We start from the raw sequence: 19004 nt of genomic DNA, 5'->3' as shown, positions 1-19004 counted from the left end.
TTGATTACACTCAATTTAATGGATAGTGAATAATATGGAATGTTATGACTCTCAAACCCTTAGCCATCAGTTCTTTAGTGCTATTTTCTACGACAACACACGCCGTCAGCTTTATCGATGAAATTGATGGCCAACTCGATATGGGAGAATACCTCGCAGAAAATGCCTACGGTTTTCTTCCTGTGCCAATTCTAATTACAGAGCCTGCGGTAGGATACGGTGGCGGCTTCACCGGTATCTTCATGCACGAATCTGAAGAGCAAAAAAACACGCGTAAAGAACTCGCTGAAAAATCCATCGATGGTGGCGCACAGCTTCTCACCCCTGCAATCACTGCGATTGGCGGCTTTGCGACAGAGAATGGCACTTGGATGGCGTTTGTTGGCCACAAGCGCAGTTGGAATGAGGACTCAATACGCTACCTTGGTGGATTAGGTTATGGCGATATCAACATGACCTTTTATAGACAAAGCTCTCCGAACGCCTTGTCTCCACTCGATCCAAACGAAGGTGTTGAGCTAGGACTCAAGGGCATGGGCGGGATACAGAAACTCCAATTTAGAGTACCCGACTCCCAATGGTTACTGGGGTTTTCTCAGCAATTCTTCGCACCCACTCTTTCACTTAATAATCATCCTAAAGCGCAAGAAATCTTAAACAACATTGGCAATACGTCACCGACCTCTTCCGGTTTGGGTTTAATCGCTGAATACGACAGCAAGAACAGCTTTCTCAATCCCACGCAAGGCTACAACTATGTCGCGGAATACCTTTGGTTTGGTGATGCGATTGGCAGTGATTACACCTATCAAACGTTTAATTTGGAAGGACTGAATTATTGGGAGTTAAACAAGGAGTGGAACCTAGCATTGCGAGGGCAGTACAAATCATTGTCGACCAATGAACGAGTGCTTTCTCCTCAATATTACCCAGACATTGAACTGAGAGGTATCGCCCGCAATCGCTATCAAGGTGAACACACCGTCGCGGCAGAAGTTCAAGTAAGCAAACAATGGACACCACGTTGGTCAACCGCGGTGTTTACGGGAATTGGCTATGCGGGTGACAGCGATAAAGACATGTTTGATCAAAGCTCTCACGCTGCTTACGGCGTCGGTTTCCGTTACCTGATCGCAAGACGCTATGGTTTAATTTCGGGAATTGACCTCGCGTTCAGTGAAGAAGATACCGCGCTCTATTTTCAAGTTGGCGCAGGTATCTAGCTCACGTGCGTTTATTTAGGCGCACTTGTAATTTCAGCGAGCCTGAATTTAAGATTGCGCGAACGCTTTCCAATATTGGTACAAACCGTCGATATCTGAAGAACACATCAATGGCATCGCGCCTTTGATTTGTTCTTCGCTCCACTCCCACCATTTCATTTCTAACAACTGAGCAATTTCAGTTTCATTGAAACGATAACGGATGTGACGCGCAGGGTTTGAACCGACAATCGAGTATGGTGCAACGTCTTTAGTCACAACCGCTCGACTTGCGATAATGGCTCCGTCACCGACCTTAACACCACTCATGATCATGGCTTCTGTGCCAATCCACACATCGTTACCAATCAAGGTATCACCAGAGCGTTCGAAGCCGTCTATCGCATCTTCAAATTTCTCGTCGTCTTGATAGAAGAACGGGAAGGTACTCACCCACTGATTTTGGTGGCCTTGGTTGCCCGCCATCATAAATACGGCGCCAGAACCAATCGAGCAATAGCTACCGATGATCAGCTTATCGATGTCGGTTCTATCCGGTAATAAATAACGCGCACAGTCATCAAAACTGTGGTTATGGTAGTAACCCGAGTAATAGCTGTGCTCGCCCACGATGATGTTTGGGTTGGTCACTTGTTCTTTGAGTGACTTTCCGACAAACGGACTTTCAAAATAGTTTTTCATGTTTGTACTCTTAGTTTCGTTCTTTTAGTTAGGTACTTTTGTTGCGCGTTTATGGTTTTTACTGGTTTATCTGAGTGTAAAGGCTAACGCGCCCTATCGCCCGCCCGCAATATCAATAAACGAGCCGGTTACATACGAAGCTTCGTCTGACAGTAACCACGCGATAGAGTTAGCCACCTCTTCTGGCGTGCCACCTCGTTGTAATGGTAACTGCGAAGCTAGTCTGTCTACTCGCCCTGGTTCTCCGCCGTCAGCGTGCATTTCGGTGTAGATACAGCCTGGCCTTACGCCATTGACTCGGATATTGCGTGAAGCAAGTTCAAGCGATAAGCCTTTAGTCAGTGAGTCCATCGCGCCTTTCGATGCTGCATAATCGACATATTCAAACGGCGCTCCTGTGCGAGAAGCAGCAGATGAGACATTCACAATAGAACCTGCACCGTCCGCTTGTTTGATAAAGGCTTTACTGCACAGGAAACAGCTTGATACATTCGATTTCATCACCTTCTCAAAGCGATCCAATTCGATATCAACCAATGGTGACTGGGTAAACAAGATCCCGGCATTATTGACCAAGTGAGTCACTGGACCTAGCTTGTTACGAGCAATCTCGAATAAGGATTTCACGTCCGATTCAACAGACACATCCGCACGCACGCTTATCGCGGTTCCGCCTTGTTCGCGAATCTCGTTCACTAGATCTTCAGCTCGCGACTCATTGTGTATAAAGTTAACGCATACGGCATAGCCTTTACTGGCCAACAATTTAGACGTCGCTGCGCCAATGCCTCGGCTTCCGCCTGTTACAATCACTACCTTGCTCAATGAAACCTCCTAATGCCACTTGTTTGTTATAATCTGATTGTTAGATGCACCTGATTGTTCGTTACAAACTGATCGTATCGATACAAACTAATTGCTCGATACAACCTCAACCCACTGCGATCGCCACGCCGGCGCTTCAAATGGGTCTGGCCAAAACTCAGTTTGCTTTTGGATTAAACCATCAACAACCGTGTGAAAGGTAATCACTCGATCTTTCAATACACTGTCAGTAACCGAAACGTCTGTTACTACGGAATCTCCTTCACAGACAATCGAATTGAGGGTGAATTTCCAAACACCATTGGCTGGGTATTCAGAGTTGATTGCAGTGAAGTTGTGGCGGCCTACCGTCAATTCAGACGACTGAGGCCAATAGCCTTCAAAATCTGCGGCTAGCCATTCACTCGCCTTTGCAAAATCATTCCTGCGCATTGCATCCCAAAAACCTAATACCACTTGTTTTGGTGTCATTATTCTTCCTTAAAATCATTCAGGTGTGGTGATTTTTATACGTACTTACCGATGATCGTTAAAAGATCATCGACATGGTTGGCAATATAATCGGGCTTGGTTTGCCAGTTTTCAGGCTCAGATCGGCTATAACCGGCGGCCACGGCAATCACTTTTGCGTTCTGACCCAGTGCTGCTTCAATATTGCGAGCAAACTGTGTGTCCGCTTCATGGTCACCGATGTACATCAAACAAAGCTCGTTAGCCTGATCGACGCCAAATATGTTCTCAACACATTTCACGCCACCAAACGGGTGTGGCTTTTGGTGGCCGTTCGAGACATCGTCATAGCCCACTACCGATTTAAACAAATCGCCAATGCCATAACTGTCGAGTACACCACGAATATTCAATTGAGAGTTTTGAGAACAAATCCCATGAGGAAGATGAGCAAACTGACTTACCACAGTGTTCATCCCGTCAAACAAGGCGACAGCAGTTTGGTTTTTCTCTTGATGCTCTGTCCACATTCCACCGGCGATCAACATTTCGTCATGTGATAGGCCGTAATAATCGACATATAAAGCTTGCCAGTTTTTAGCACCGTGGTTGGCTTCGTGATAAAGCGTTTCGCTCAGCAGATATTTAGGTAAGTTCTCACCTGATAAGCGTGGCGCGACCACAGAGATAATATCTTTAGTAATTGCGATATTCTTTGGAACTGAATTAACTAAGGTTCCATCGTAATCCCACAGGATGGCATCTAACTTCATGGGGTATCTCGTTGTTTAAATTAACGATTTCAATTTATCACTTGAGGCCCTGTTAAGGGAAATCTTATTGTCTTGAGTTTCAAAATTAGTCTAATTAGAACAAAGCAATAAAACAAATAATTGCTGGCAAACAAAAACCAACAATCTTTACTCACATCACTGCTTTATCAATTGGAATATATGCGTATAATCCCCCGCTCTATAACGCTACCTAGCATAGGAATAGCGTCATCCCAAATTTTGTGAGTACCCAATGTCGAAACTATTTTTCAAAGGCCGTATCGAAACAAGACAGAACCACGTTCTTGCTGGCTACAATGTAAACCGCGATGTTAAAGTGGGTACTGAAGAGTCACCAGTTGCGGTAATGGTTCAAACTGAAGCTCGTAAAGCAGAAGTTGAAGCAATCGCGGCCGAGCATTCAATCTTTGTTACTGTATCTGTTGATGCAACTAAAGAAGAAAACACGCTTGAGTTCGACACGTTGCTAAATAAGCCAAAAACAATGACGTTCGAAAAGACACCTAACCGTAACGACCCATGTTCTTGCGGTAGCGGTAAGAAATACAAGAAGTGTTGTGCATAAGGCTTCTCACTCAAACTGCCAATAGCACGCTGAGTTAAGTAATGCCTAACGGGAAGATCATTGAGGTCTTCCCGTTTTTATTTGTCCAAGCCAAACTCAGTCTAGATTGTCTGGTGTTCGCAAATTGGTTCCACACTTTATACATTTATAATCACCGGTTCCGCCGCTTGAAGCTAATGACGATAAAATCATTCCCAGCAACCCTGGCTTCTTTACATCTTGTGGCGCTTTTTCGGCTTGGTTACTGAACATAGTGTACTTATGCAGTGTAAGTTCCTTACAGTTACAGCAGAACGCTCTCGTCTTCTCACTTCCATACATAATATCTATAGCCTTAACTTAAAGCACAAATTCAACACATGGCAAATATGCCACATGTTGAATTAAATCTAAATATTTTCATGAAGTTATGAGCAAATTAAAGCGTTTCAAAGAAAGGTAAGCTCTCACCTGTTAAGTGACGTGTTGGCGGACAAAGTTATTCAATTCACTCACGCTTCTGATGATGTGAACCTCTTTCTCTTTTGCGCGTAATTCTAACCGTAGTCTAAAGTCGTCATTCCAAAACTTAGGGCACAGTTTTAGTGTCTTGTAACTTTGTATCGTGCCTTTTATCACTGAGCTTCCATCAGGCCAGCCTTCAGGTTTAACGAACAACCCTTTGAGCATTCGCTTGGTAACAAACCAGTAGCTAATTGGATAAGGAAGGTCGATATAAACCAAAGTATCTGCGGCTTCTAAACGTGTGTTGAATGAGCCTAGAGGGCCAAAACCATCGATGATCCAGCTTTCAGAATTGATTATGTTGTCGTGTGCTAGGTCGAACACTTCACGCTCAACAAACTCTCCGTTGGCCTTATAAACAATAGAGTCCAACTGGTGAAGCTCTATACCTGTAGCTAGTGCTAACGCTTTGCTGATTGTGGACTTTCCACTCCCAGGCTTGCCAAAAACCGCGACCTTTTTCATATGACTTCCTCTATTCAGATAAAACCCATAAGACAGCGACAAAAAACCCACCTTACGGGTGGGTTCGATAAACAAAGCGCATCAACAATCCCACCATTCCTATGGAATGATGATAATTCGTTGGTTAGATGACGCTAAATTCAGTTTCATAACACTACTTTTATATATTGTTGCTTAGTTGTCAATTCAGCCAAACGTTGATTGGGAAGCTATATCATCGTCAAGTCGCACCCATTAATGGTCTAAATGAGTGCTTATTGGCTCGGTTATTCAGCTTTCGCCACTGTCGCTTCTGAAAGCTTGCTTAGTACACCCGATATCTTCTTAACCACTTCATCACAGCCATTGATTGCGTGACGCTCTACCAAGTAATTAGGATCGTTGTAAGATAGCCATACTTCTTTATTAGAATCCTCAGTGACTAATACCTTCTGCGGTAAATCTATCGCGACATCTTGAGCGCATTGCATTAATGGTGTCCCTACTTTTGGGTTACCAAAGATGATGACTTCCGTTGGTCTCAATTCAAGATCGACCTTACTCGCATTTTTCTGATGGTCGATTCTCGCAAACAAGGTCAAACCTTTGCTTTTGGCGATTTCTTCAAAGCGGTCAGCGGTCTCTTTCACTGAGTAATTACTTTGGTATTTAATCAAACCATCAGAAGCCGCAGCTGAAAATGATGCCGAGAGTAAAATGGCGCATAGTGGTAGTAATTTTTTCATCGTCACCTCTGAGATTTAGCCTAATCAAACTTACATTCATAGCGCCACTTCTTAAATCAGTGACGCAACCCATGTCAGTATAGACGCGTTTCCATTCTCAGTTTGCAGAGAGGATCACTTTTCTAATGCGTCTTATTATCATCAGTTTAGGTAGGAATTGTTTCAAAAGCTAAACACACAATCAGTGCCACGACTTAGTCCCGCATTTTTCACACTGGTATTCGTAATCACTGTCGACATAAAAACCAGGAACATTATGATCACCTTTAAACAATAACGTCATCAGGTACTCCATCAACACGCCTAGCTTCCATTGTTTCTTTTCAGATTCAGCGTCCGCTTTAGATTCAGCATCGGAAGCATTAACAGCAAGGTGCGGGGTAAGTGCGTTGCACTGCTCACAGTGATAAGGGTGTTTAATATACTTATTATCAAGCATTTATATAAGCCAACTAACATTTATAAAGTTGATACATACTAACAACTTATCACTCGATTCTCGAACTTATTGTTTTCCATTAGAGTTTTATTAGAAAGAAATGAGACACAAGATAATACCATGCGTCATGCATCTACTTTAATTGGCATTGCGGTGTTCAATAGCAGAACAAAAAGAGTAACCGTGTATCGTTTGAAGTTTAGTTAAGCGCTTTAATTAGAACCGTGTATTTCCACAGGTTTGCTTCATCTTCTCCAAGCTCGATACTTGCTTCTCCACCCTCTTTATCAAGAATAAAAACCGGCATCTCACTACTAGACTCACCGTTTTCATAATCGCATGACATTTTGGCCTCTAATAGAATAGCGTCAGCTTCATGCTTAGAAAGAACACCCGAATAAATGCATTCTTCAGTTTGAGATGAGACTTCCTGATCGAAAGAGTAAAACTTAAAAGGTGGGAAGCTTTGTTTTGATTCGGAATCCTCGACAGTAACCGACACTTGGTAATCGATTGCTTCAATATTGGTATTGGTTGCAAATGCACTACCAGAAACACTAAGCAACAATAAAGCTAAAGCAGTGGTTTTCATGTGGTTCTTATTCCTTTAACAATGGGCTCGCTACGCTGAAGTAACACTATGAATTCCCGAGTTTAATTTAAACGTTGTTAGGTTGAAACTTCTTTGTCATTCCTTGGCAAGATAGTTAACTTTTACTTTAATAACCCTTTGTCCGCAGCCCCTTCAAGTTGCACTTCTAGCTCTTTCCATAGAGCACGACTGCCTTTAGAGATACGCTCGCCATTAAAGGTCAGTACTTTGTCTTTGGATATGTTGTGCTTCTTCCAGCTGTGACCATCACCATGGATGTTATGAAGCAAAGGTGGCACTCTATCGATCGCCTTACCAAATCGAGCTTCCGGTGACTCACCCGCTTCGAACTCAAGCCATAACTCCAAATACTCGGTTCTTAAATGACTCGGCAATGATTTCAGCAACCGCTCAACGCAGTTTCTCTCTTTGAGCTTGTTTTCTTCAGTTTCACTGGCATAAATGATGGTGTCTCCGGCATCGATTTCCCCAAGATCATGAATCAGCAACATCTTCATCACTCGCGTAATATCGATCTCTTCATTGGCATAGTCTTTTAACATAAGAGCGCTCAAACAGACGTGCCAACTGTGCTCTGCCGAGTTTTCATATCGGTCCAATCCAACTGGTTTTGTTTGTCGATGAACATCCTTTAATTGTTCAATTTCGACCATGAATTGCAGAATGCCTTTGATTTCTTCCACGATGAGCTTCCTTAACTTAAGTTGATGATTTAGCGGTGCGGAGGGTTAACCTAGCGACAGAGAAGCGTTACTCCCAATGAACCGACATTTTGTAATACGCAACACCCGATTTTTCAAATTCAGGGCCTTCTACAGCCATCCCAAACTTTTGATAAAAACCTAAAGCCGTTGTACGCGCATCGCACCAAAAATATTGGATGTTTAAATCTTTGAGGTTAGAGATTGCATGCTCAATCACGTTTGAACCGATTCCCTGCCCTTGGAATTCAGGCAGCGTGGCAAACTTTCTCAGCCTCGCTTCATTGCCTTGGATATAGATAGATGCGACACAAACCAACTGCTCACCAATAAACGCGCCGTAATGCGTTGCTTGTTCGTCACTTGGCACCATACAAAACGACATCGGTTTATCAGGCCAAAGCACTTGATGCCTAACCGGAAGTACCTCCGTCGCTGAAAGCTGTTTTATTTCCATATTCTCGGTTTAACTCCCGACTTGATGACCCTTGTTGTAATTGCAGCGCTTGTGATTGCCATGATTATTATTACTAAGCTTATTATTACCAAGCTTGGTACGTCATTAAGTGATAACGCTCTAATCCCTTTCCCTCTGTGGATGAGATAACAAAGCCTTGCGACTGATAAAAGCCAATGGCGTTTTCATTAGCAGTCAAACACTTCAATGTCAGGCCAGAGTAATGTTGTTTACAGGTATTGAGTAAAGCAGAGCCTGCCCCAGAACGTAGCATTCGCGGGCAAACATAGAGATGATGGATGAAGCTTTCAGGTTTCCAAATAGAGACAAAACCTAAAACCTTATTGCCAGAAACGGCGACCCATATTTCTTCACCTTCTGTATCTAATTCGAAATCGGATAACTTAAAAGCGTCGGCATCAGCCCAATGAAAGGTGTTCTGTCTTGATTCTAGATAGAGCGCCTGTAAAGCGGTTAAATACTTGGGTTGATACCTTGTGACTTCCATGTCGCTCCTGCCAATCCGTATGACTAGAATTAGGGTTGTTGACTAAGCTTATCTACCTGTTAGCCATAGGATGTTCAGGGTTTAACTGAAGCAGATCCCACAAGTTACCGTAAAGATCTTCAAACACAGCAACGGTACCGTAACCTTGCTCTTTAGGCTCTCGGACAAAGTTTATGCCCAAAGACGTCATGCGTTCGTAATCACGCCAGAAATCATCGGTGTTTAAGAATAGGAATACGCGTCCACCAGCTTGGTTGCCGATGAAATCGTGTTGCTCTGGCTTAGAAGCTCTAGCAAGTAACAGGCTCACACCGGTTGAATTTGGTGGAGCAACAACAACCCAGCGTTTATCTTCTTCTGGTAGATACGTGTCTTCGATGAGATCAAACTTAAGCTTGTTTACATAGAAATCAAGCGCTTCATCGTAGTCTTTTACCACGAGTGCAATGTGGACAATATTCTGTTTCATAACATACCTTGTTGGGGTTTTAGCTGCGTGGAATGATGCCATGAAGCCGGCAAAGACACTAGGTGTCGTATCATAAATCGCAGTATCTCGTCCTTCACAATCTAAAGGCTATGTATCACCTATAACTCCCAGAATCCGAGCTCGACGCCACCTTGAATAACAATGGCACATATGCCGTGACGTGGTAACTCCATTGGCGTTACTACGACTTCGGCACCTAGTTTTTCGGCTGTATTTACTGCAGACTGAATATCCTCAACCAGCGTGTAATGTCGAACAGTTGGTTCTTCAGTTTCACGAAGCGGTGCTCGAATACCTATTACCCCACCATTAGATAGCTTTGCAGTGCGCGCCCCACCAAGGTTCACATCAGCACCACTAAACTTCACGTTGTAGAGCTGAGCGTATGTTGCACAAACAACATCGACTTCTGGGGTAACCACTTCAAGATATTGAACCTTCATCAAATTTCCTTTTCGTGTTCTTTAAGACTCTCAACCTGCATACAGCTGTTCAGGGATGTCCCATCAACAATAAATCGGTTTCATATTACTAAGCGATTCGACCGTGCATGATAAATTGCGGGCCTGCTGCACCACCTAAATACTGCTCACTGGTATCTTCGAAGCCGCCTTTCTTATAACAGTTGAATGCTGCGGGATTTTTGCAATTCACGGTTAAGTAAATCGACTCATACGCTAAGTAATTCGCTTTTAAATAGGGAAACAAAGCCTTCACCGCGCCTGTTCCTAAACCTTTACCTTGCTGGTTTTTATCAACAACAAAGGCTCTTAACCCAATGCTTCCTTCAGGGCAAAACTTATAAGAATCTGCGTAAGCGATATCCAGCTTAAAGAAACCAACAACTTCGTTATTAGACTTAATCACGTGCAAGTGCGTCGTTTCACTGCCGCCTAATAAAAACTCTGCAGCTGTGCCAGCGAACTTGACCTGTTCATCAGCGAGTTGGATGGCCTGAACTAACGCCACATGCGATTCTTCAAGCCTTTCGATAGTTATCATTGTTCTTCCTTCTGTATAACAGGCACGAAAAACCGACTAAAACTCATCGCTAGTATCTCGAGAACCATAGTTTGGGAAGTTAATATTGAGAACGTTATCATTCTCAAGTGTGAATAGAACGCTTCCATTCTCTACACCGGTTTCATTTCTATCTGAACAGCCGAGAAATAGCTCCCAATCAAACGAATATTGAAGTCGGTATTGATTCGAATTGATGTGTAGAACGTCTTTGATTTTAATGCCGTTCACCACATGTGCCATATCATCGATGTATGACAGTTCTGGGATTAACTTTTCTTCGAAATCACTCTTATGCTCGGTTAATAAATTGAGCAGTTCAGAACATAACTCGGAGCCATGAACCAATGATTTAGACAGACTAGAAAACAACATTTCTAAATACTCCAAGGATTGTTTTGATATTGTCCGGATACTCGCGAACCTGTTACAAATTCAAGTTAAGCCCGCACGAACCTTTAAGGCTAAACGTTACTATTATCCGAGCTATTAAACGAGTACATTCGAACTTCATCTCGAGGAAACCAGCCCAATTTTTCGTAAAACTGTTGAGCGTTGATGTTGTCGTTATAGACAAACAAGTGAGTCTTCGGGATGCCTAACCCTGCAAGTGCGTTGACCGCCTCTGCGACAAGCTTACAACCTAATTTTTGCCCTCTGAAGTTGGCCGAGACAGCTAAATGTTGTAAATACCCACGACGCCCATCCGTTCCGACCAACACAGCGCCAATGATCTCGTTGTTACTTTCAGCCACAAAACTCAGACCGGGGTTACGAGCTAAATAGCTCGCAATGCTTTCTTTCGAATCGGAATCTCGAATACTCATGCCTTCTGTCTGGCACCACAACGCGATCACGGAGTCGTAATCTGAAATTGCCATTTCTCGAATGTTGACCACTCTACTCTCCTTGTTTTAGCAGGTACTTAGTTAGCCATGTTTCTCGTAATAAGTAACCAATAATATTTATGTGTTAACGAATATCTTGGCAGAACCTAAAGAGATAACCTTCAGGAGTTTGAATGATGAACTGCTTCTGAGTCGCGATCGAACCCCCACATTGATAAGACTTTGACTCTAACGCTAAGTAAATAGAATCAGCGGCGCTTTCGTTAACTCTCTGATATAGAGGTTCGATATCGATAACATCCCATTGGAAGTTAACACCACGCCCTAACGGAAACTCCAGATCACCTGAAAGCCATTTTCGACTTTTGCCCGCAATCCCTTCAAGCATCACATCAACACCATCGAGCGTTAGATAAGCAAACTCTTCATCTGGGCGCTCGTATTTCACTTCAAATCCCAACACATCGACAAAAAAGGATTTGCTCACATTAATATCGAAACAATAAAGCTCTGGAACTACTCGTAATGTCATGATTTAGCTGTCTCATTATTTTATTGCTGATTAGTCATCTTCTTTTAATGCTAGAGGGCTATTGCGTTACTTTCTTTATTGGCTGACACACTAACAGCACGTAAAACAATGTAAAACTAAGCACCATGGCACCTAAAGTGCTAAACCCTGCATAATTCATTGAAATCGAAACCGTAAAAGGGGCAATTAAAAAGAGTGAATAGTAATAAATAGTAAAAGGCTTCAATACTTGAGCGCATTGTTTACATGGCATGTGCTTGGAAGGATGTAGCTTCGATTTCTCTTTAATAGAAACCGACGCCCCACAATTTGGACACTTGAACATCGAACTTCTCCTTAATACGACCAAATCTACCGTTTCAATACTGCAAGGCGTAGTGAAAGTACCTTGTTAGTTGACTTAGTACGCTGCGCCGTTGATCTTACGAACTGGGATGCTTGCAAGCACTTCATTTTCGGCCATTCTCATGTTCACAGCCAAGATATCTGCGGAGCATTTCTCTGTCGTTACGTAATGCGTTAAACATCCACATAACTTGCAGCGATGAAATTCGACTTCTTTATCGCCCCAACAATAAAACTCAGTTTTCTCGCTCAAGTTGATTTGAACTTGCTCCGGAGAAAAATACGCCCAAACGGCAGCATAACGACGACAGATAGAACAATTACACTCCCCGACTTCGTCTGGAAGGGAGCTCAGCTCTAAACTCACATTTCCGCAGTGACACTTTAATTCCATTTGATTGTTTCCTGTATTCACATAGCAACGGCCTAACAATTTGTTTTACTGCGCTAACTTCCCAAGGATGACCGGATCGTTAAGCAAATTCGTCAGAGGAAGAAACAGTGGTTCAGGTAACTCATCTAGTTTAAACCATTCCCATTGCTTACATTTATCAGGCTCAATCACCTGAGGCTCTCCGCTTGTGTCAGAAGCAACAACAAACAGCGTTATATAGTGCTTGTTCTCTTTCTCAAAAATATCATTGGTAAAAGTCAGCTTCTCAAATGCACTAACAACTAAGCCAGTCTCTTCGAGTGTTTCGCGTTTGGCACACTCTTCAATGCTCTCACCCCACTCAAGGTGTCCGCCCGGCGTTGCCCAAGTATGAGCCCCATGAGAACCAATTCGTTCTCCAAGTAGCACTCGCCCTTCACGTAGAATAACCGCAGCTACACCTACTCTTACTTCCTGACTCACTTAAAACTCCTTAACATTCTATCAATCAACCCCAAGGGAGCACTTTTACTTGCTGCCATCGGGCCTTATAACCAGCGGTCATTTTGTTGTAGTTCGCTTCTACCATTGCTCGCTTATTCGGTTTAATCAGCATATCAAAAGCGTCCTCTACACCGTATGGTGCAAACAACTTGATATCGCCTGAATCATCCAGAGTAAACCCGATAGCAAACGCAGAGAGCCAAGACTCAATACCTTGCTCCGCACGTACGTACGGTTGAATGAAGCAACCGAACTTCTTAGCGTAATGCTCATGAATGGTCGCTTGGTTCTTTACGTCCACGTCGACACAATGACTTAACCGCGAACGAATGCGGCTTTTGAACTCATCTTCGGTGATAGCTGAGGTACTATTGAAATAGACAACATCGAAGTCTTTGACTTGGTCTAGAAGCGGTTTGTTTTCGATATCATTCCAGATAATTTGAGTGATAGCACCGCCTGCAATATAGAAGTTTGGCAAGCCCACCTCACGACATACTTTGGCTGTTTCGATTAGCTCAGGAACTTGTTGAATGAGGCTCTTTAGTTTTTGTTTATTCATCGTGACCTATTAACACCCAGTAATGGTGCATTTTTACAAAACGTATCGCCACTTCCCATATCGAATAAGATCTTTAGCTTCTCGGTTTCAATATGCAGTGATAGCCCGCGCTCAACGGTTAAGCCTTTCCGATTATCCAGTCGAGTATTATCAACCAGCGTCGTTATTTTCATAGTTGCCTTTTGATTCATTTACGGCAAGTGCTGTTAAGGTCTGTCTGTCACATACAATGCCGAAATCAGACTAACTTAAGCATTAAGCGTACACATTCTTGGAAATACCACATGCCATGATTCACATCTAAGATGTTTGTGGTTCTGAAACCGCTACACTTTCATTTAACCTTATATACATCAAGTGTTTGTCGTAGAAATTATTTCTCGTAAAACCATGTTGTAACGCCTTTTTATAGATTGAAGCCACAAATATATCAGCAACGCTAAAGTCACTGCCTACTGCAAACTCTGATTCACGACAGATTGACGTACTTAACTTTTCTAGACAGCACATAATCCATTCCCCACGAAGCTCACGCTTTGAACGCTCATCTAGCTCTGGACGCATGAACCTTAATACTGTTCTGTTTTGAGGGGAATGAATACTAGAGTTTACGTATTCGCAAACTCTACGAATGTGCGTTTTTTCAACAAGGTCTTGACCAAATAAGTTGGGCTTAGGGAATCGCTCTTCAAGATACTCTACAATCGCCATTGATTCAGAAAACACCGAACCATCGACCGAGAGTGATGGAACATAACCAAAAGGATTTATATCTAGGTATGTTGTCGTTAGTTCATCAGAGTTAACCTCGATTCTATCGTAAGGTATCCGCTTGAAATTAAGCATCCACTCGACCCTTTCAGAACTGTTCGATCCTTGTGCGCTATACAATAAGACTTGCATACATCCTCCCCAAAGCATGCCGATGCGTTAATTTGTAAACTACGAAGCCGGACTTCCAGCATTTATCGATAAACCAAACTGGTTTGAACTAAAAATGCCGCGCATTGCGAATCAGCCTAAAGTGCTTTCAGATTTTTGTTTCGCACACGTTATTGCTTGGGCTATTTTAGCCCTATGACTCGTTTCCCACTCAGCGAGTGTTAATGAAGCTTCGTCACTTGCTTTCTTTGAAGCCATTAGAAACACTTCATCTTTTCTTGATTTAGGAATAACGACAATACCCTCTACATCAGCAACAATGATATCTCCCGTAGAGACCTTTGCTCCCCCGCAAGTGATTGGAGCACCCAATTCAGAATAGACCTCTTTCTTTCCCGGTACTGGATGAACACCTTTCGCAAAAACTGGAAACTTCATATCTGAAATTTCACTCAAATCTCGAATGACACCATCAATAATAAAACCTTTGATACCTCGACTCTTAGCGACTGCGCATACATTACCGCCGGCTACTGCATATTCGCTATCAACTCCATCCACTACAATGATGGAACCTTCTGGTGCTTCGTATATGGCTGAATGAAGCATTAAATTATCACCAGACGTTAACTGGACAGTAAACGCTTCTCCAAAAATTGGCGGCATTCCCTGCCAAAGAGGACCAATGCTAAAGTTGATAAAATGGTCGTGACTTAGTATGTTTCCGTACTCGGTTGTCGCAAGTTTTGAAAAATCTGACTTCATATTTTCACTCCATGTTTGAATGAAACCTGCCGGTCTATGTATGTTGCTTGATATGTTAAGGCTACCCGCTTAGTTTCTTAGACATATTGAAACCGGTAACCTCAAAGCCAACTTCTTTATACAACTTAAGCGCCCGTTCATTATGATATGCGACCCTCAGCTTTATTTGATTGATACCAATAGCGAGTAGTTGGGTCTCTAACGCAGAAATTGATTGAGTACCATAACCTAGACCTCGATGTTCATTCGAAATGAAGAAGTCATAGATAAACGTAGATTTATCTCCAATATTTACTGAGTGCCATAGGTAACCCACAAGCTTACATTCACCATCGACTTCAGCATCAATGCATAATAGCGAATGCTCATTGCCCTCTAGTCCGTTAGGGAAGCTGCGATGCAAGTCCTTCTTTGCCAATTCGACTGCAACGTCCAAAGAATGCCCATAATTTCTAGCTATTTCCTGACTGTAATCGTCAATAAAATACTGACAATATGCTGGATATTCGTCTTGGCGCATTCCTCTAAGTACTACCATGTTCATCCTTTATAAAAGTTGAATTCAATTAGTCCCCTAACGCTGTCTTGAGCTAACGTAATTTGACTTAAATTCCCGTTAGAGCCGTCAATATCTTCCCATTCATTGTCACGGGTTTTATCCAATGGGTTCCAATAGGTTTGTGTAAATTTCATTAAGCTTCCTCCTTGAGGCTGAGAACACTATTTAAAACACCAATATCGCCGCATGTCAAAAATGCCACGCGTACCGAATCTCGCCTAAGTTGTTTGTGATAACAAAACATCTTCGTGTACTCGTAGCTTAACTGGATTACTGGCACTTTCTCTGTCTAACGAACGCCACAACAAAAGCCACTAACGCAAGTAGCTCAAAAAGCCAAAATAGAGGAATAAGCCCGAATGGCTCAACCAACAAACCATTTTCATCTACGTATGAACCTATGGTGTTATAAGCAATGAAACACAAAAGGCCACTAACACAGAAAAGAAAGCTGATTTTATACTTACGGAGAAAATTCATCGGAGCCTCAACATTTGAATATCTAAAATGTCAGACACTTTGTAAGAGAACATGGTTCACTCGGATAACCATAATTGGATAGACGAGTTTTCGCCGCTTGAAGTGGCTGACATCGCGACCACCTCACCTCAACCATGTACCGAAAACACTAAAGCTGATTCGAACAGGAAATGCCAAGCGTTTAACATCACTCTTATATACCGATATGGATAATAAACACTTGTTATGTGCTTTTTATTGAGGGTTATCACGATACCAGGCTTCGAGCAGTTCCCGACCATAGACGACTTCTGTCTGCATATGCATGTAAAGAAGGAATGCAGCCAATAGAAAACTAACTCCATTCAACCACCTTAATGCTTGTTTACGCTCTGCATCATAGAAAAACATACTGACACCAACAAGCAAGAAAGGGTAACAACCTATAAGAAGTAACAACCAGCCAAGGTAACTTGATATTGCCATATCCGTCATTTCCGCCCCCTCAGAGCCATTAGAAACTCGTTGTATATTAGAGTAACTATTCAGCTATTCGGAGTTCAGACAATCGAGTTTCGAGTCACTTCAAATTGGGGGTTGATGCTGGGAGGTTAAGCGTGAGCAACGCTACCACCTGACCGAAACCATTGCACCGCAAACACTAAAATCGACCGAAACTAAAAAATGCCGAGCGTTGTGAATTAGTCTTAAGCTAATAAAAACTAAGTGCTACTCTCCACTTTCAAAGTGGGCAAATACTTCTGCACCAGTCATATTTTGTGTTTCATTTTTAAATTCGTAGTATTTGGGCTTTTCATCGATGAATATCTGATGAGTTAACTTGTAGTCATCCCCAGACCTCAATAAACCGACAGGAAGGTGGTACTGATTATTTGGTACCAAAAAGTAAAACAAGTGAGTACCACATTTACCGCAGAACCCCCTCTCAGCCCAATCGGACGACTTATATCTCACTACATTTGATTCACCTGATATTTTGACGGAATCAGAGCAATCAATGACTAACATCGGACCGCCAGACCAATTTCTACACATACTACAATGACAAGCCCCCAATTCATTACTGGCGTACTCTACTTCCAACTCAACCGAGCCACATAGGCACTTTCCTTTACCTTTCATGAATCCTCCAATCTTTGCAATGTGTGTAACTGAATAGCAGATAACGTTTTTTATACCGATGACTTAATAAGAAAAGGCTATTTTTTGCTTCCCTTGTCCGACAGATACGCGGCATACTTTTTAGAGATCCATTTATGAATATGAAGCCCTGTTTTACGAAAAAGATACCAATCTATAGCAGCTAGAATCAGCAAACCGATTACAGTTCCCATTATAAAACCTCCATGCTCATTGAAATGCCACCCTAACAAATAGTTAAGAAAAGCACCGTGAACCTAAACAAACTATTAATACTAGATATCGATGGTTACTTTCACTCGGGGAGAATGACGAGGCAACGCTTAGCCAAACTGTGAGTGAATGTGTGCCATGTCTGAGCGAAGCGAGTTCGGCACGCGTTTACGAATCAGATTTAGGCGCCTCGTTATATGTTTTACTTACTAATCTGCCAAGCCATTACACCACTAGCAATAAGTAAAAATATACCTATCAATCCGACATTAACGGCAAAACTTACTTTATTACTTTCGTCTTGAAAGTCATTGGTTCGGGACACAAGTTCACGATGAATCATTAACGACAAAAAGTCTTGATTAGCTGGATTGTTACCATCAAATGTAATGCCTGCCAATACAACAAGTAAAACACCGCTATATGCAATGTAGTCAACCAAGTCTATTGTGGATAGGTAATCAAAAAAATTGCGAGAAATTAGCAGAGCTACTGAAATCACAACAAGATAAGCTAAAATCCCTTTGAGAAAACTCTTCATTGAAACTCCCTGTACATATAACAGCTATCAGACAGAAAATTCTGCACTTAAATACTGACTAATTCTGTCTAGCTTCTAATATTCACAAGTAATACACAACTAAGCCATTGCATAACAATGAGTTATGTCACAGCTAATTTCAGGCGTGTGAAAAATCGCTTACTTAAGCTCTTCTGGAATGCGGCGATCTTTATGGTAATACTCTCGGTCGTGCTCATTGATTTCACGTACCACTTTGCAAGGGTTTCCAACGGCAACCACATTGGCTGGGATATCTTTGGTGACTATGCTGCCTGCGCCTATTACTGAGTTTTCACCAATGGTGACACCGGGAAGTACGACGGTGTGCGCGCCAAGCCATACGTTGTTTCCAATACGAACAGGAACATTGAACTGCGCTGCTTTTAGCCTGAGTTCTGGGCTGATGGGATGTGTGCCAGTGGCGATGGTCACGTTAGGAGCAATCATCACGTTGTCGCCGATGAATACGTCTGTGTCGTCGACCAGAGTTAGATTGAAGTTAACGTATACGTTGTTGCCTAAGTGGGTGTGACGCCCCCAGTTCGCGCGTAACGGCGGCTCGATGTAGCAGCCCTCACCGACTTCGGCGAACAGTTGCTTCATGATTTGTTGTCGTTTATCCCCTTCACTAGGACGAGTGTGGTTAAAATCGTATAGCACTTCTAAGCATTGAGTTTGCTCAGCAACCAAATCAACGTCGTCACAGTAGTAAACGTCTTGGCTGTGCATTTTAGCCTTTATATCCATGTTTGAACCTATTTGATCATTGCCTTATGTCG

General features: G+C 42.6%; 32 protein-coding genes and 1 pseudogene. 2 read left to right on the top strand and 31 right to left on the bottom strand.

Annotated elements, in window-relative coordinates:
* The first annotated feature begins 44 nt into the window (after nt 1-44).
* A complete protein-coding gene (locus tag AC3CH4_RS07645; RefSeq protein WP_341635099.1) occupies nt 45-1223 on the top strand; it encodes a BamA/TamA family outer membrane protein in 1179 nt (392 codons plus the stop codon).
* Nucleotides 1224-1271: 48 nt separating this feature from the next.
* Here the strand turns inward: AC3CH4_RS07645 and catB are convergent, their stop codons facing one another.
* The 4 genes from catB to AC3CH4_RS07625 all read right to left on the bottom strand — a co-directional run bounded on the left by catB (nt 1272) and on the right by AC3CH4_RS07625 (nt 3952).
* Nucleotides 1272-1904, bottom strand: coding sequence for a type B chloramphenicol O-acetyltransferase (gene catB, locus AC3CH4_RS07640; RefSeq protein ID WP_488543583.1), 633 nt, complete (start codon nt 1902-1904; stop codon nt 1272-1274).
* A 93-nt stretch (nt 1905-1997) separates the two neighbouring features.
* On the bottom strand, nt 1998-2729 hold the full coding sequence (locus AC3CH4_RS07635; RefSeq protein WP_488543582.1) for a glucose 1-dehydrogenase: 732 nt from the start codon (nt 2727-2729) through the stop codon (nt 1998-2000).
* 87 nt (nt 2730-2816) lie between these two features.
* Nucleotides 2817-3200: a nuclear transport factor 2 family protein gene (locus tag AC3CH4_RS07630; RefSeq protein WP_488543581.1), complete on the bottom strand. Its 384-nt coding sequence runs from the start codon at nt 3198-3200 to the stop codon at nt 2817-2819.
* Nucleotides 3201-3235: 35 nt separating this feature from the next.
* Nucleotides 3236-3952 carry an HAD family hydrolase gene (locus AC3CH4_RS07625; protein WP_488543580.1) on the bottom strand — a complete coding sequence of 239 codons (717 nt, stop codon included), beginning with the start codon at nt 3950-3952 and terminating at the stop codon, nt 3236-3238.
* A 253-nt stretch (nt 3953-4205) separates the two neighbouring features.
* On the opposite strand from AC3CH4_RS07625, the gene AC3CH4_RS07620 reads away from it, so the two are divergent.
* Nucleotides 4206-4538 (top strand): PBPRA1643 family SWIM/SEC-C metal-binding motif protein, encoded by a 333-nt coding sequence (locus tag AC3CH4_RS07620; protein ID WP_004733856.1) that lies wholly within the window; start codon nt 4206-4208, stop codon nt 4536-4538.
* Nucleotides 4539-4634: 96 nt separating this feature from the next.
* On the opposite strand, the gene AC3CH4_RS07615 is transcribed toward AC3CH4_RS07620, so the two are convergent.
* From AC3CH4_RS07615 to AC3CH4_RS07485, 27 genes and pseudogenes are all read right to left on the bottom strand, one after another.
* Nucleotides 4635-4859: a hypothetical protein gene (locus AC3CH4_RS07615; RefSeq protein WP_032555842.1), complete on the bottom strand. Its 225-nt coding sequence runs from the start codon at nt 4857-4859 to the stop codon at nt 4635-4637.
* 132 nt (nt 4860-4991) lie between these two features.
* Nucleotides 4992-5507: a P-loop NTPase family protein gene (locus AC3CH4_RS07610; protein ID WP_102494657.1), complete on the bottom strand. Its 516-nt coding sequence runs from the start codon at nt 5505-5507 to the stop codon at nt 4992-4994.
* Nucleotides 5508-5773: 266 nt separating this feature from the next.
* Nucleotides 5774-6232, bottom strand: a complete 459-nt coding sequence (locus tag AC3CH4_RS07605; RefSeq protein ID WP_029222242.1) for a DUF302 domain-containing protein — start codon at nt 6230-6232, stop codon at nt 5774-5776.
* A 181-nt stretch (nt 6233-6413) separates the two neighbouring features.
* Nucleotides 6414-6671 carry a hypothetical protein gene (locus AC3CH4_RS07600; protein WP_017080543.1) on the bottom strand — a complete coding sequence of 86 codons (258 nt, stop codon included), beginning with the start codon at nt 6669-6671 and terminating at the stop codon, nt 6414-6416.
* A 199-nt stretch (nt 6672-6870) separates the two neighbouring features.
* Nucleotides 6871-7263 (bottom strand): hypothetical protein, encoded by a 393-nt coding sequence (locus AC3CH4_RS07595; RefSeq protein ID WP_017080544.1) that lies wholly within the window; start codon nt 7261-7263, stop codon nt 6871-6873.
* A gap of 122 nt (nt 7264-7385) precedes the next feature.
* The gene (locus AC3CH4_RS07590; protein ID WP_004733863.1) at nt 7386-7967 is read right to left on the bottom strand and encodes an HD domain-containing protein; all 582 of its coding nucleotides are present in this window, start codon (nt 7965-7967) and stop codon (nt 7386-7388) included.
* 67 nt (nt 7968-8034) lie between these two features.
* Nucleotides 8035-8442, bottom strand: a complete 408-nt coding sequence (locus AC3CH4_RS07585) for a GNAT family N-acetyltransferase (RefSeq protein ID WP_488543579.1) — start codon at nt 8440-8442, stop codon at nt 8035-8037.
* 85 nt (nt 8443-8527) lie between these two features.
* Entirely contained in the window at nt 8528-8950 is a 423-nt protein-coding gene (locus AC3CH4_RS07580) for a GNAT family N-acetyltransferase (RefSeq protein WP_488543578.1), read from the bottom strand.
* A gap of 52 nt (nt 8951-9002) precedes the next feature.
* The gene (locus AC3CH4_RS07575; protein ID WP_009846821.1) at nt 9003-9419 is read right to left on the bottom strand and encodes a VOC family protein; all 417 of its coding nucleotides are present in this window, start codon (nt 9417-9419) and stop codon (nt 9003-9005) included.
* Nucleotides 9420-9538: 119 nt separating this feature from the next.
* Complete coding sequence (locus AC3CH4_RS07570; protein WP_488543577.1) at nt 9539-9883, bottom strand: VOC family protein; 345 nt, start codon at nt 9881-9883, stop codon at nt 9539-9541.
* Between the two features lie 88 nt (nt 9884-9971).
* Nucleotides 9972-10442, bottom strand: a complete 471-nt coding sequence (locus AC3CH4_RS07565; protein WP_488543576.1) for a GNAT family N-acetyltransferase — start codon at nt 10440-10442, stop codon at nt 9972-9974.
* Between the two features lie 36 nt (nt 10443-10478).
* Nucleotides 10479-10835, bottom strand: coding sequence for a hypothetical protein (locus tag AC3CH4_RS07560; protein ID WP_488543575.1), 357 nt, complete (start codon nt 10833-10835; stop codon nt 10479-10481).
* Between the two features lie 89 nt (nt 10836-10924).
* Nucleotides 10925-11359: a GNAT family N-acetyltransferase gene (locus AC3CH4_RS07555; RefSeq protein WP_171308231.1), complete on the bottom strand. Its 435-nt coding sequence runs from the start codon at nt 11357-11359 to the stop codon at nt 10925-10927.
* Nucleotides 11360-11432: 73 nt separating this feature from the next.
* A complete protein-coding gene (locus AC3CH4_RS07550) occupies nt 11433-11840 on the bottom strand; it encodes a bleomycin resistance protein (RefSeq protein WP_488543574.1) in 408 nt (135 codons plus the stop codon).
* Between the two features lie 400 nt (nt 11841-12240).
* A complete protein-coding gene (locus AC3CH4_RS07545) occupies nt 12241-12579 on the bottom strand; it encodes a GFA family protein (RefSeq protein WP_372195341.1) in 339 nt (112 codons plus the stop codon).
* Nucleotides 12580-12624: 45 nt separating this feature from the next.
* Nucleotides 12625-13041, bottom strand: coding sequence for a nucleotide triphosphate diphosphatase NUDT15 (locus AC3CH4_RS07540; RefSeq protein ID WP_114633498.1), 417 nt, complete (start codon nt 13039-13041; stop codon nt 12625-12627).
* 25 nt (nt 13042-13066) lie between these two features.
* Entirely contained in the window at nt 13067-13624 is a 558-nt protein-coding gene (locus AC3CH4_RS07535; RefSeq protein ID WP_488543573.1) for a nucleotidyltransferase family protein, read from the bottom strand.
* An 8-nt stretch (nt 13625-13632) separates the two neighbouring features.
* Nucleotides 13633-13797 (bottom strand): annotated as a pseudogene (locus tag AC3CH4_RS07530) (MBL fold metallo-hydrolase); the annotation flags it as partial.
* Between the two features lie 127 nt (nt 13798-13924).
* Nucleotides 13925-14527, bottom strand: a complete 603-nt coding sequence (locus AC3CH4_RS07525; RefSeq protein ID WP_488543572.1) for a glutathione S-transferase family protein — start codon at nt 14525-14527, stop codon at nt 13925-13927.
* Nucleotides 14528-14638: 111 nt separating this feature from the next.
* Complete coding sequence (locus AC3CH4_RS07520) at nt 14639-15271, bottom strand: RraA family protein (RefSeq protein ID WP_488543571.1); 633 nt, start codon at nt 15269-15271, stop codon at nt 14639-14641.
* A gap of 61 nt (nt 15272-15332) precedes the next feature.
* A complete protein-coding gene (locus AC3CH4_RS07515; protein ID WP_054546367.1) occupies nt 15333-15809 on the bottom strand; it encodes a GNAT family N-acetyltransferase in 477 nt (158 codons plus the stop codon).
* Nucleotides 15810-15811: 2 nt separating this feature from the next.
* Entirely contained in the window at nt 15812-15964 is a 153-nt protein-coding gene (locus tag AC3CH4_RS07510) for a hypothetical protein (protein ID WP_237290478.1), read from the bottom strand.
* A 136-nt stretch (nt 15965-16100) separates the two neighbouring features.
* Nucleotides 16101-16310, bottom strand: coding sequence for a DUF3955 domain-containing protein (locus tag AC3CH4_RS07505; protein ID WP_237290479.1), 210 nt, complete (start codon nt 16308-16310; stop codon nt 16101-16103).
* A 234-nt stretch (nt 16311-16544) separates the two neighbouring features.
* On the bottom strand, nt 16545-16784 hold the full coding sequence (locus tag AC3CH4_RS07500) for a hypothetical protein (RefSeq protein WP_054546368.1): 240 nt from the start codon (nt 16782-16784) through the stop codon (nt 16545-16547).
* Between the two features lie 234 nt (nt 16785-17018).
* Nucleotides 17019-17432 (bottom strand): GFA family protein, encoded by a 414-nt coding sequence (locus AC3CH4_RS07495; RefSeq protein ID WP_488518833.1) that lies wholly within the window; start codon nt 17430-17432, stop codon nt 17019-17021.
* A gap of 433 nt (nt 17433-17865) precedes the next feature.
* On the bottom strand, nt 17866-18204 hold the full coding sequence (locus tag AC3CH4_RS07490; protein WP_017078095.1) for a hypothetical protein: 339 nt from the start codon (nt 18202-18204) through the stop codon (nt 17866-17868).
* 159 nt (nt 18205-18363) lie between these two features.
* Nucleotides 18364-18972 carry a sugar O-acetyltransferase gene (locus AC3CH4_RS07485; protein WP_488543570.1) on the bottom strand — a complete coding sequence of 203 codons (609 nt, stop codon included), beginning with the start codon at nt 18970-18972 and terminating at the stop codon, nt 18364-18366.
* Nucleotides 18973-19004: the final 32 nt, after the last annotated feature.

Source organism: Vibrio sp. QJM3NY_26, from assembly GCF_057786005.1.
This window is presented reverse-complemented; position numbering and strand designations above follow the sequence as displayed.

What these genes read in the sequence shown, in the direction of transcription:
- AC3CH4_RS07515 (WP_054546367.1), bottom strand. Translation starts at nt 15,809, where the DNA reads ATGGTAGTACTTAGAGGAATGCGCCAAGACGAATATCCAGCATATTGT.
- AC3CH4_RS07525 (WP_488543572.1), bottom strand. Translation starts at nt 14,527, where the DNA reads ATGCAAGTCTTATTGTATAGCGCACAAGGATCGAACAGTTCTGAAAGG.
- AC3CH4_RS07500 (WP_054546368.1), bottom strand. Translation starts at nt 16,784, where the DNA reads ATGACGGATATGGCAATATCAAGTTACCTTGGCTGGTTGTTACTTCTT.
- AC3CH4_RS07565 (WP_488543576.1), bottom strand. Translation starts at nt 10,442, where the DNA reads ATGATAACTATCGAAAGGCTTGAAGAATCGCATGTGGCGTTAGTTCAG.
- AC3CH4_RS07605 (WP_029222242.1), bottom strand. Translation starts at nt 6,232, where the DNA reads ATGAAAAAATTACTACCACTATGCGCCATTTTACTCTCGGCATCATTT.
- AC3CH4_RS07520 (WP_488543571.1), bottom strand. Translation starts at nt 15,271, where the DNA reads ATGAAGTCAGATTTTTCAAAACTTGCGACAACCGAGTACGGAAACATA.
- AC3CH4_RS07580 (WP_488543578.1), bottom strand. Translation starts at nt 8,950, where the DNA reads ATGGAAGTCACAAGGTATCAACCCAAGTATTTAACCGCTTTACAGGCG.
- AC3CH4_RS07625 (WP_488543580.1), bottom strand. Translation starts at nt 3,952, where the DNA reads ATGAAGTTAGATGCCATCCTGTGGGATTACGATGGAACCTTAGTTAAT.
- AC3CH4_RS07550 (WP_488543574.1), bottom strand. Translation starts at nt 11,840, where the DNA reads ATGACATTACGAGTAGTTCCAGAGCTTTATTGTTTCGATATTAATGTG.
- AC3CH4_RS07600 (WP_017080543.1), bottom strand. Translation starts at nt 6,671, where the DNA reads ATGCTTGATAATAAGTATATTAAACACCCTTATCACTGTGAGCAGTGC.
- AC3CH4_RS07620 (WP_004733856.1), top strand. Translation starts at nt 4,206, where the DNA reads ATGTCGAAACTATTTTTCAAAGGCCGTATCGAAACAAGACAGAACCAC.
- AC3CH4_RS07595 (WP_017080544.1), bottom strand. Translation starts at nt 7,263, where the DNA reads ATGAAAACCACTGCTTTAGCTTTATTGTTGCTTAGTGTTTCTGGTAGT.
- AC3CH4_RS07535 (WP_488543573.1), bottom strand. Translation starts at nt 13,624, where the DNA reads ATGAATAAACAAAAACTAAAGAGCCTCATTCAACAAGTTCCTGAGCTA.
- AC3CH4_RS07490 (WP_017078095.1), bottom strand. Translation starts at nt 18,204, where the DNA reads ATGAAGAGTTTTCTCAAAGGGATTTTAGCTTATCTTGTTGTGATTTCA.
- AC3CH4_RS07510 (WP_237290478.1), bottom strand. Translation starts at nt 15,964, where the DNA reads ATGAAATTTACACAAACCTATTGGAACCCATTGGATAAAACCCGTGAC.
- AC3CH4_RS07560 (WP_488543575.1), bottom strand. Translation starts at nt 10,835, where the DNA reads ATGTTGTTTTCTAGTCTGTCTAAATCATTGGTTCATGGCTCCGAGTTA.
- catB (WP_488543583.1), bottom strand. Translation starts at nt 1,904, where the DNA reads ATGAAAAACTATTTTGAAAGTCCGTTTGTCGGAAAGTCACTCAAAGAA.
- AC3CH4_RS07575 (WP_009846821.1), bottom strand. Translation starts at nt 9,419, where the DNA reads ATGAAACAGAATATTGTCCACATTGCACTCGTGGTAAAAGACTACGAT.
- AC3CH4_RS07495 (WP_488518833.1), bottom strand. Translation starts at nt 17,432, where the DNA reads ATGAAAGGTAAAGGAAAGTGCCTATGTGGCTCGGTTGAGTTGGAAGTA.
- AC3CH4_RS07610 (WP_102494657.1), bottom strand. Translation starts at nt 5,507, where the DNA reads ATGAAAAAGGTCGCGGTTTTTGGCAAGCCTGGGAGTGGAAAGTCCACA.
- AC3CH4_RS07570 (WP_488543577.1), bottom strand. Translation starts at nt 9,883, where the DNA reads ATGAAGGTTCAATATCTTGAAGTGGTTACCCCAGAAGTCGATGTTGTT.
- AC3CH4_RS07615 (WP_032555842.1), bottom strand. Translation starts at nt 4,859, where the DNA reads ATGTATGGAAGTGAGAAGACGAGAGCGTTCTGCTGTAACTGTAAGGAA.
- AC3CH4_RS07630 (WP_488543581.1), bottom strand. Translation starts at nt 3,200, where the DNA reads ATGACACCAAAACAAGTGGTATTAGGTTTTTGGGATGCAATGCGCAGG.
- AC3CH4_RS07485 (WP_488543570.1), bottom strand. Translation starts at nt 18,972, where the DNA reads ATGGATATAAAGGCTAAAATGCACAGCCAAGACGTTTACTACTGTGAC.
- AC3CH4_RS07505 (WP_237290479.1), bottom strand. Translation starts at nt 16,310, where the DNA reads ATGAATTTTCTCCGTAAGTATAAAATCAGCTTTCTTTTCTGTGTTAGT.
- AC3CH4_RS07545 (WP_372195341.1), bottom strand. Translation starts at nt 12,579, where the DNA reads ATGGAATTAAAGTGTCACTGCGGAAATGTGAGTTTAGAGCTGAGCTCC.
- AC3CH4_RS07645 (WP_341635099.1), top strand. Translation starts at nt 45, where the DNA reads ATGACTCTCAAACCCTTAGCCATCAGTTCTTTAGTGCTATTTTCTACG.
- AC3CH4_RS07585 (WP_488543579.1), bottom strand. Translation starts at nt 8,442, where the DNA reads ATGGAAATAAAACAGCTTTCAGCGACGGAGGTACTTCCGGTTAGGCAT.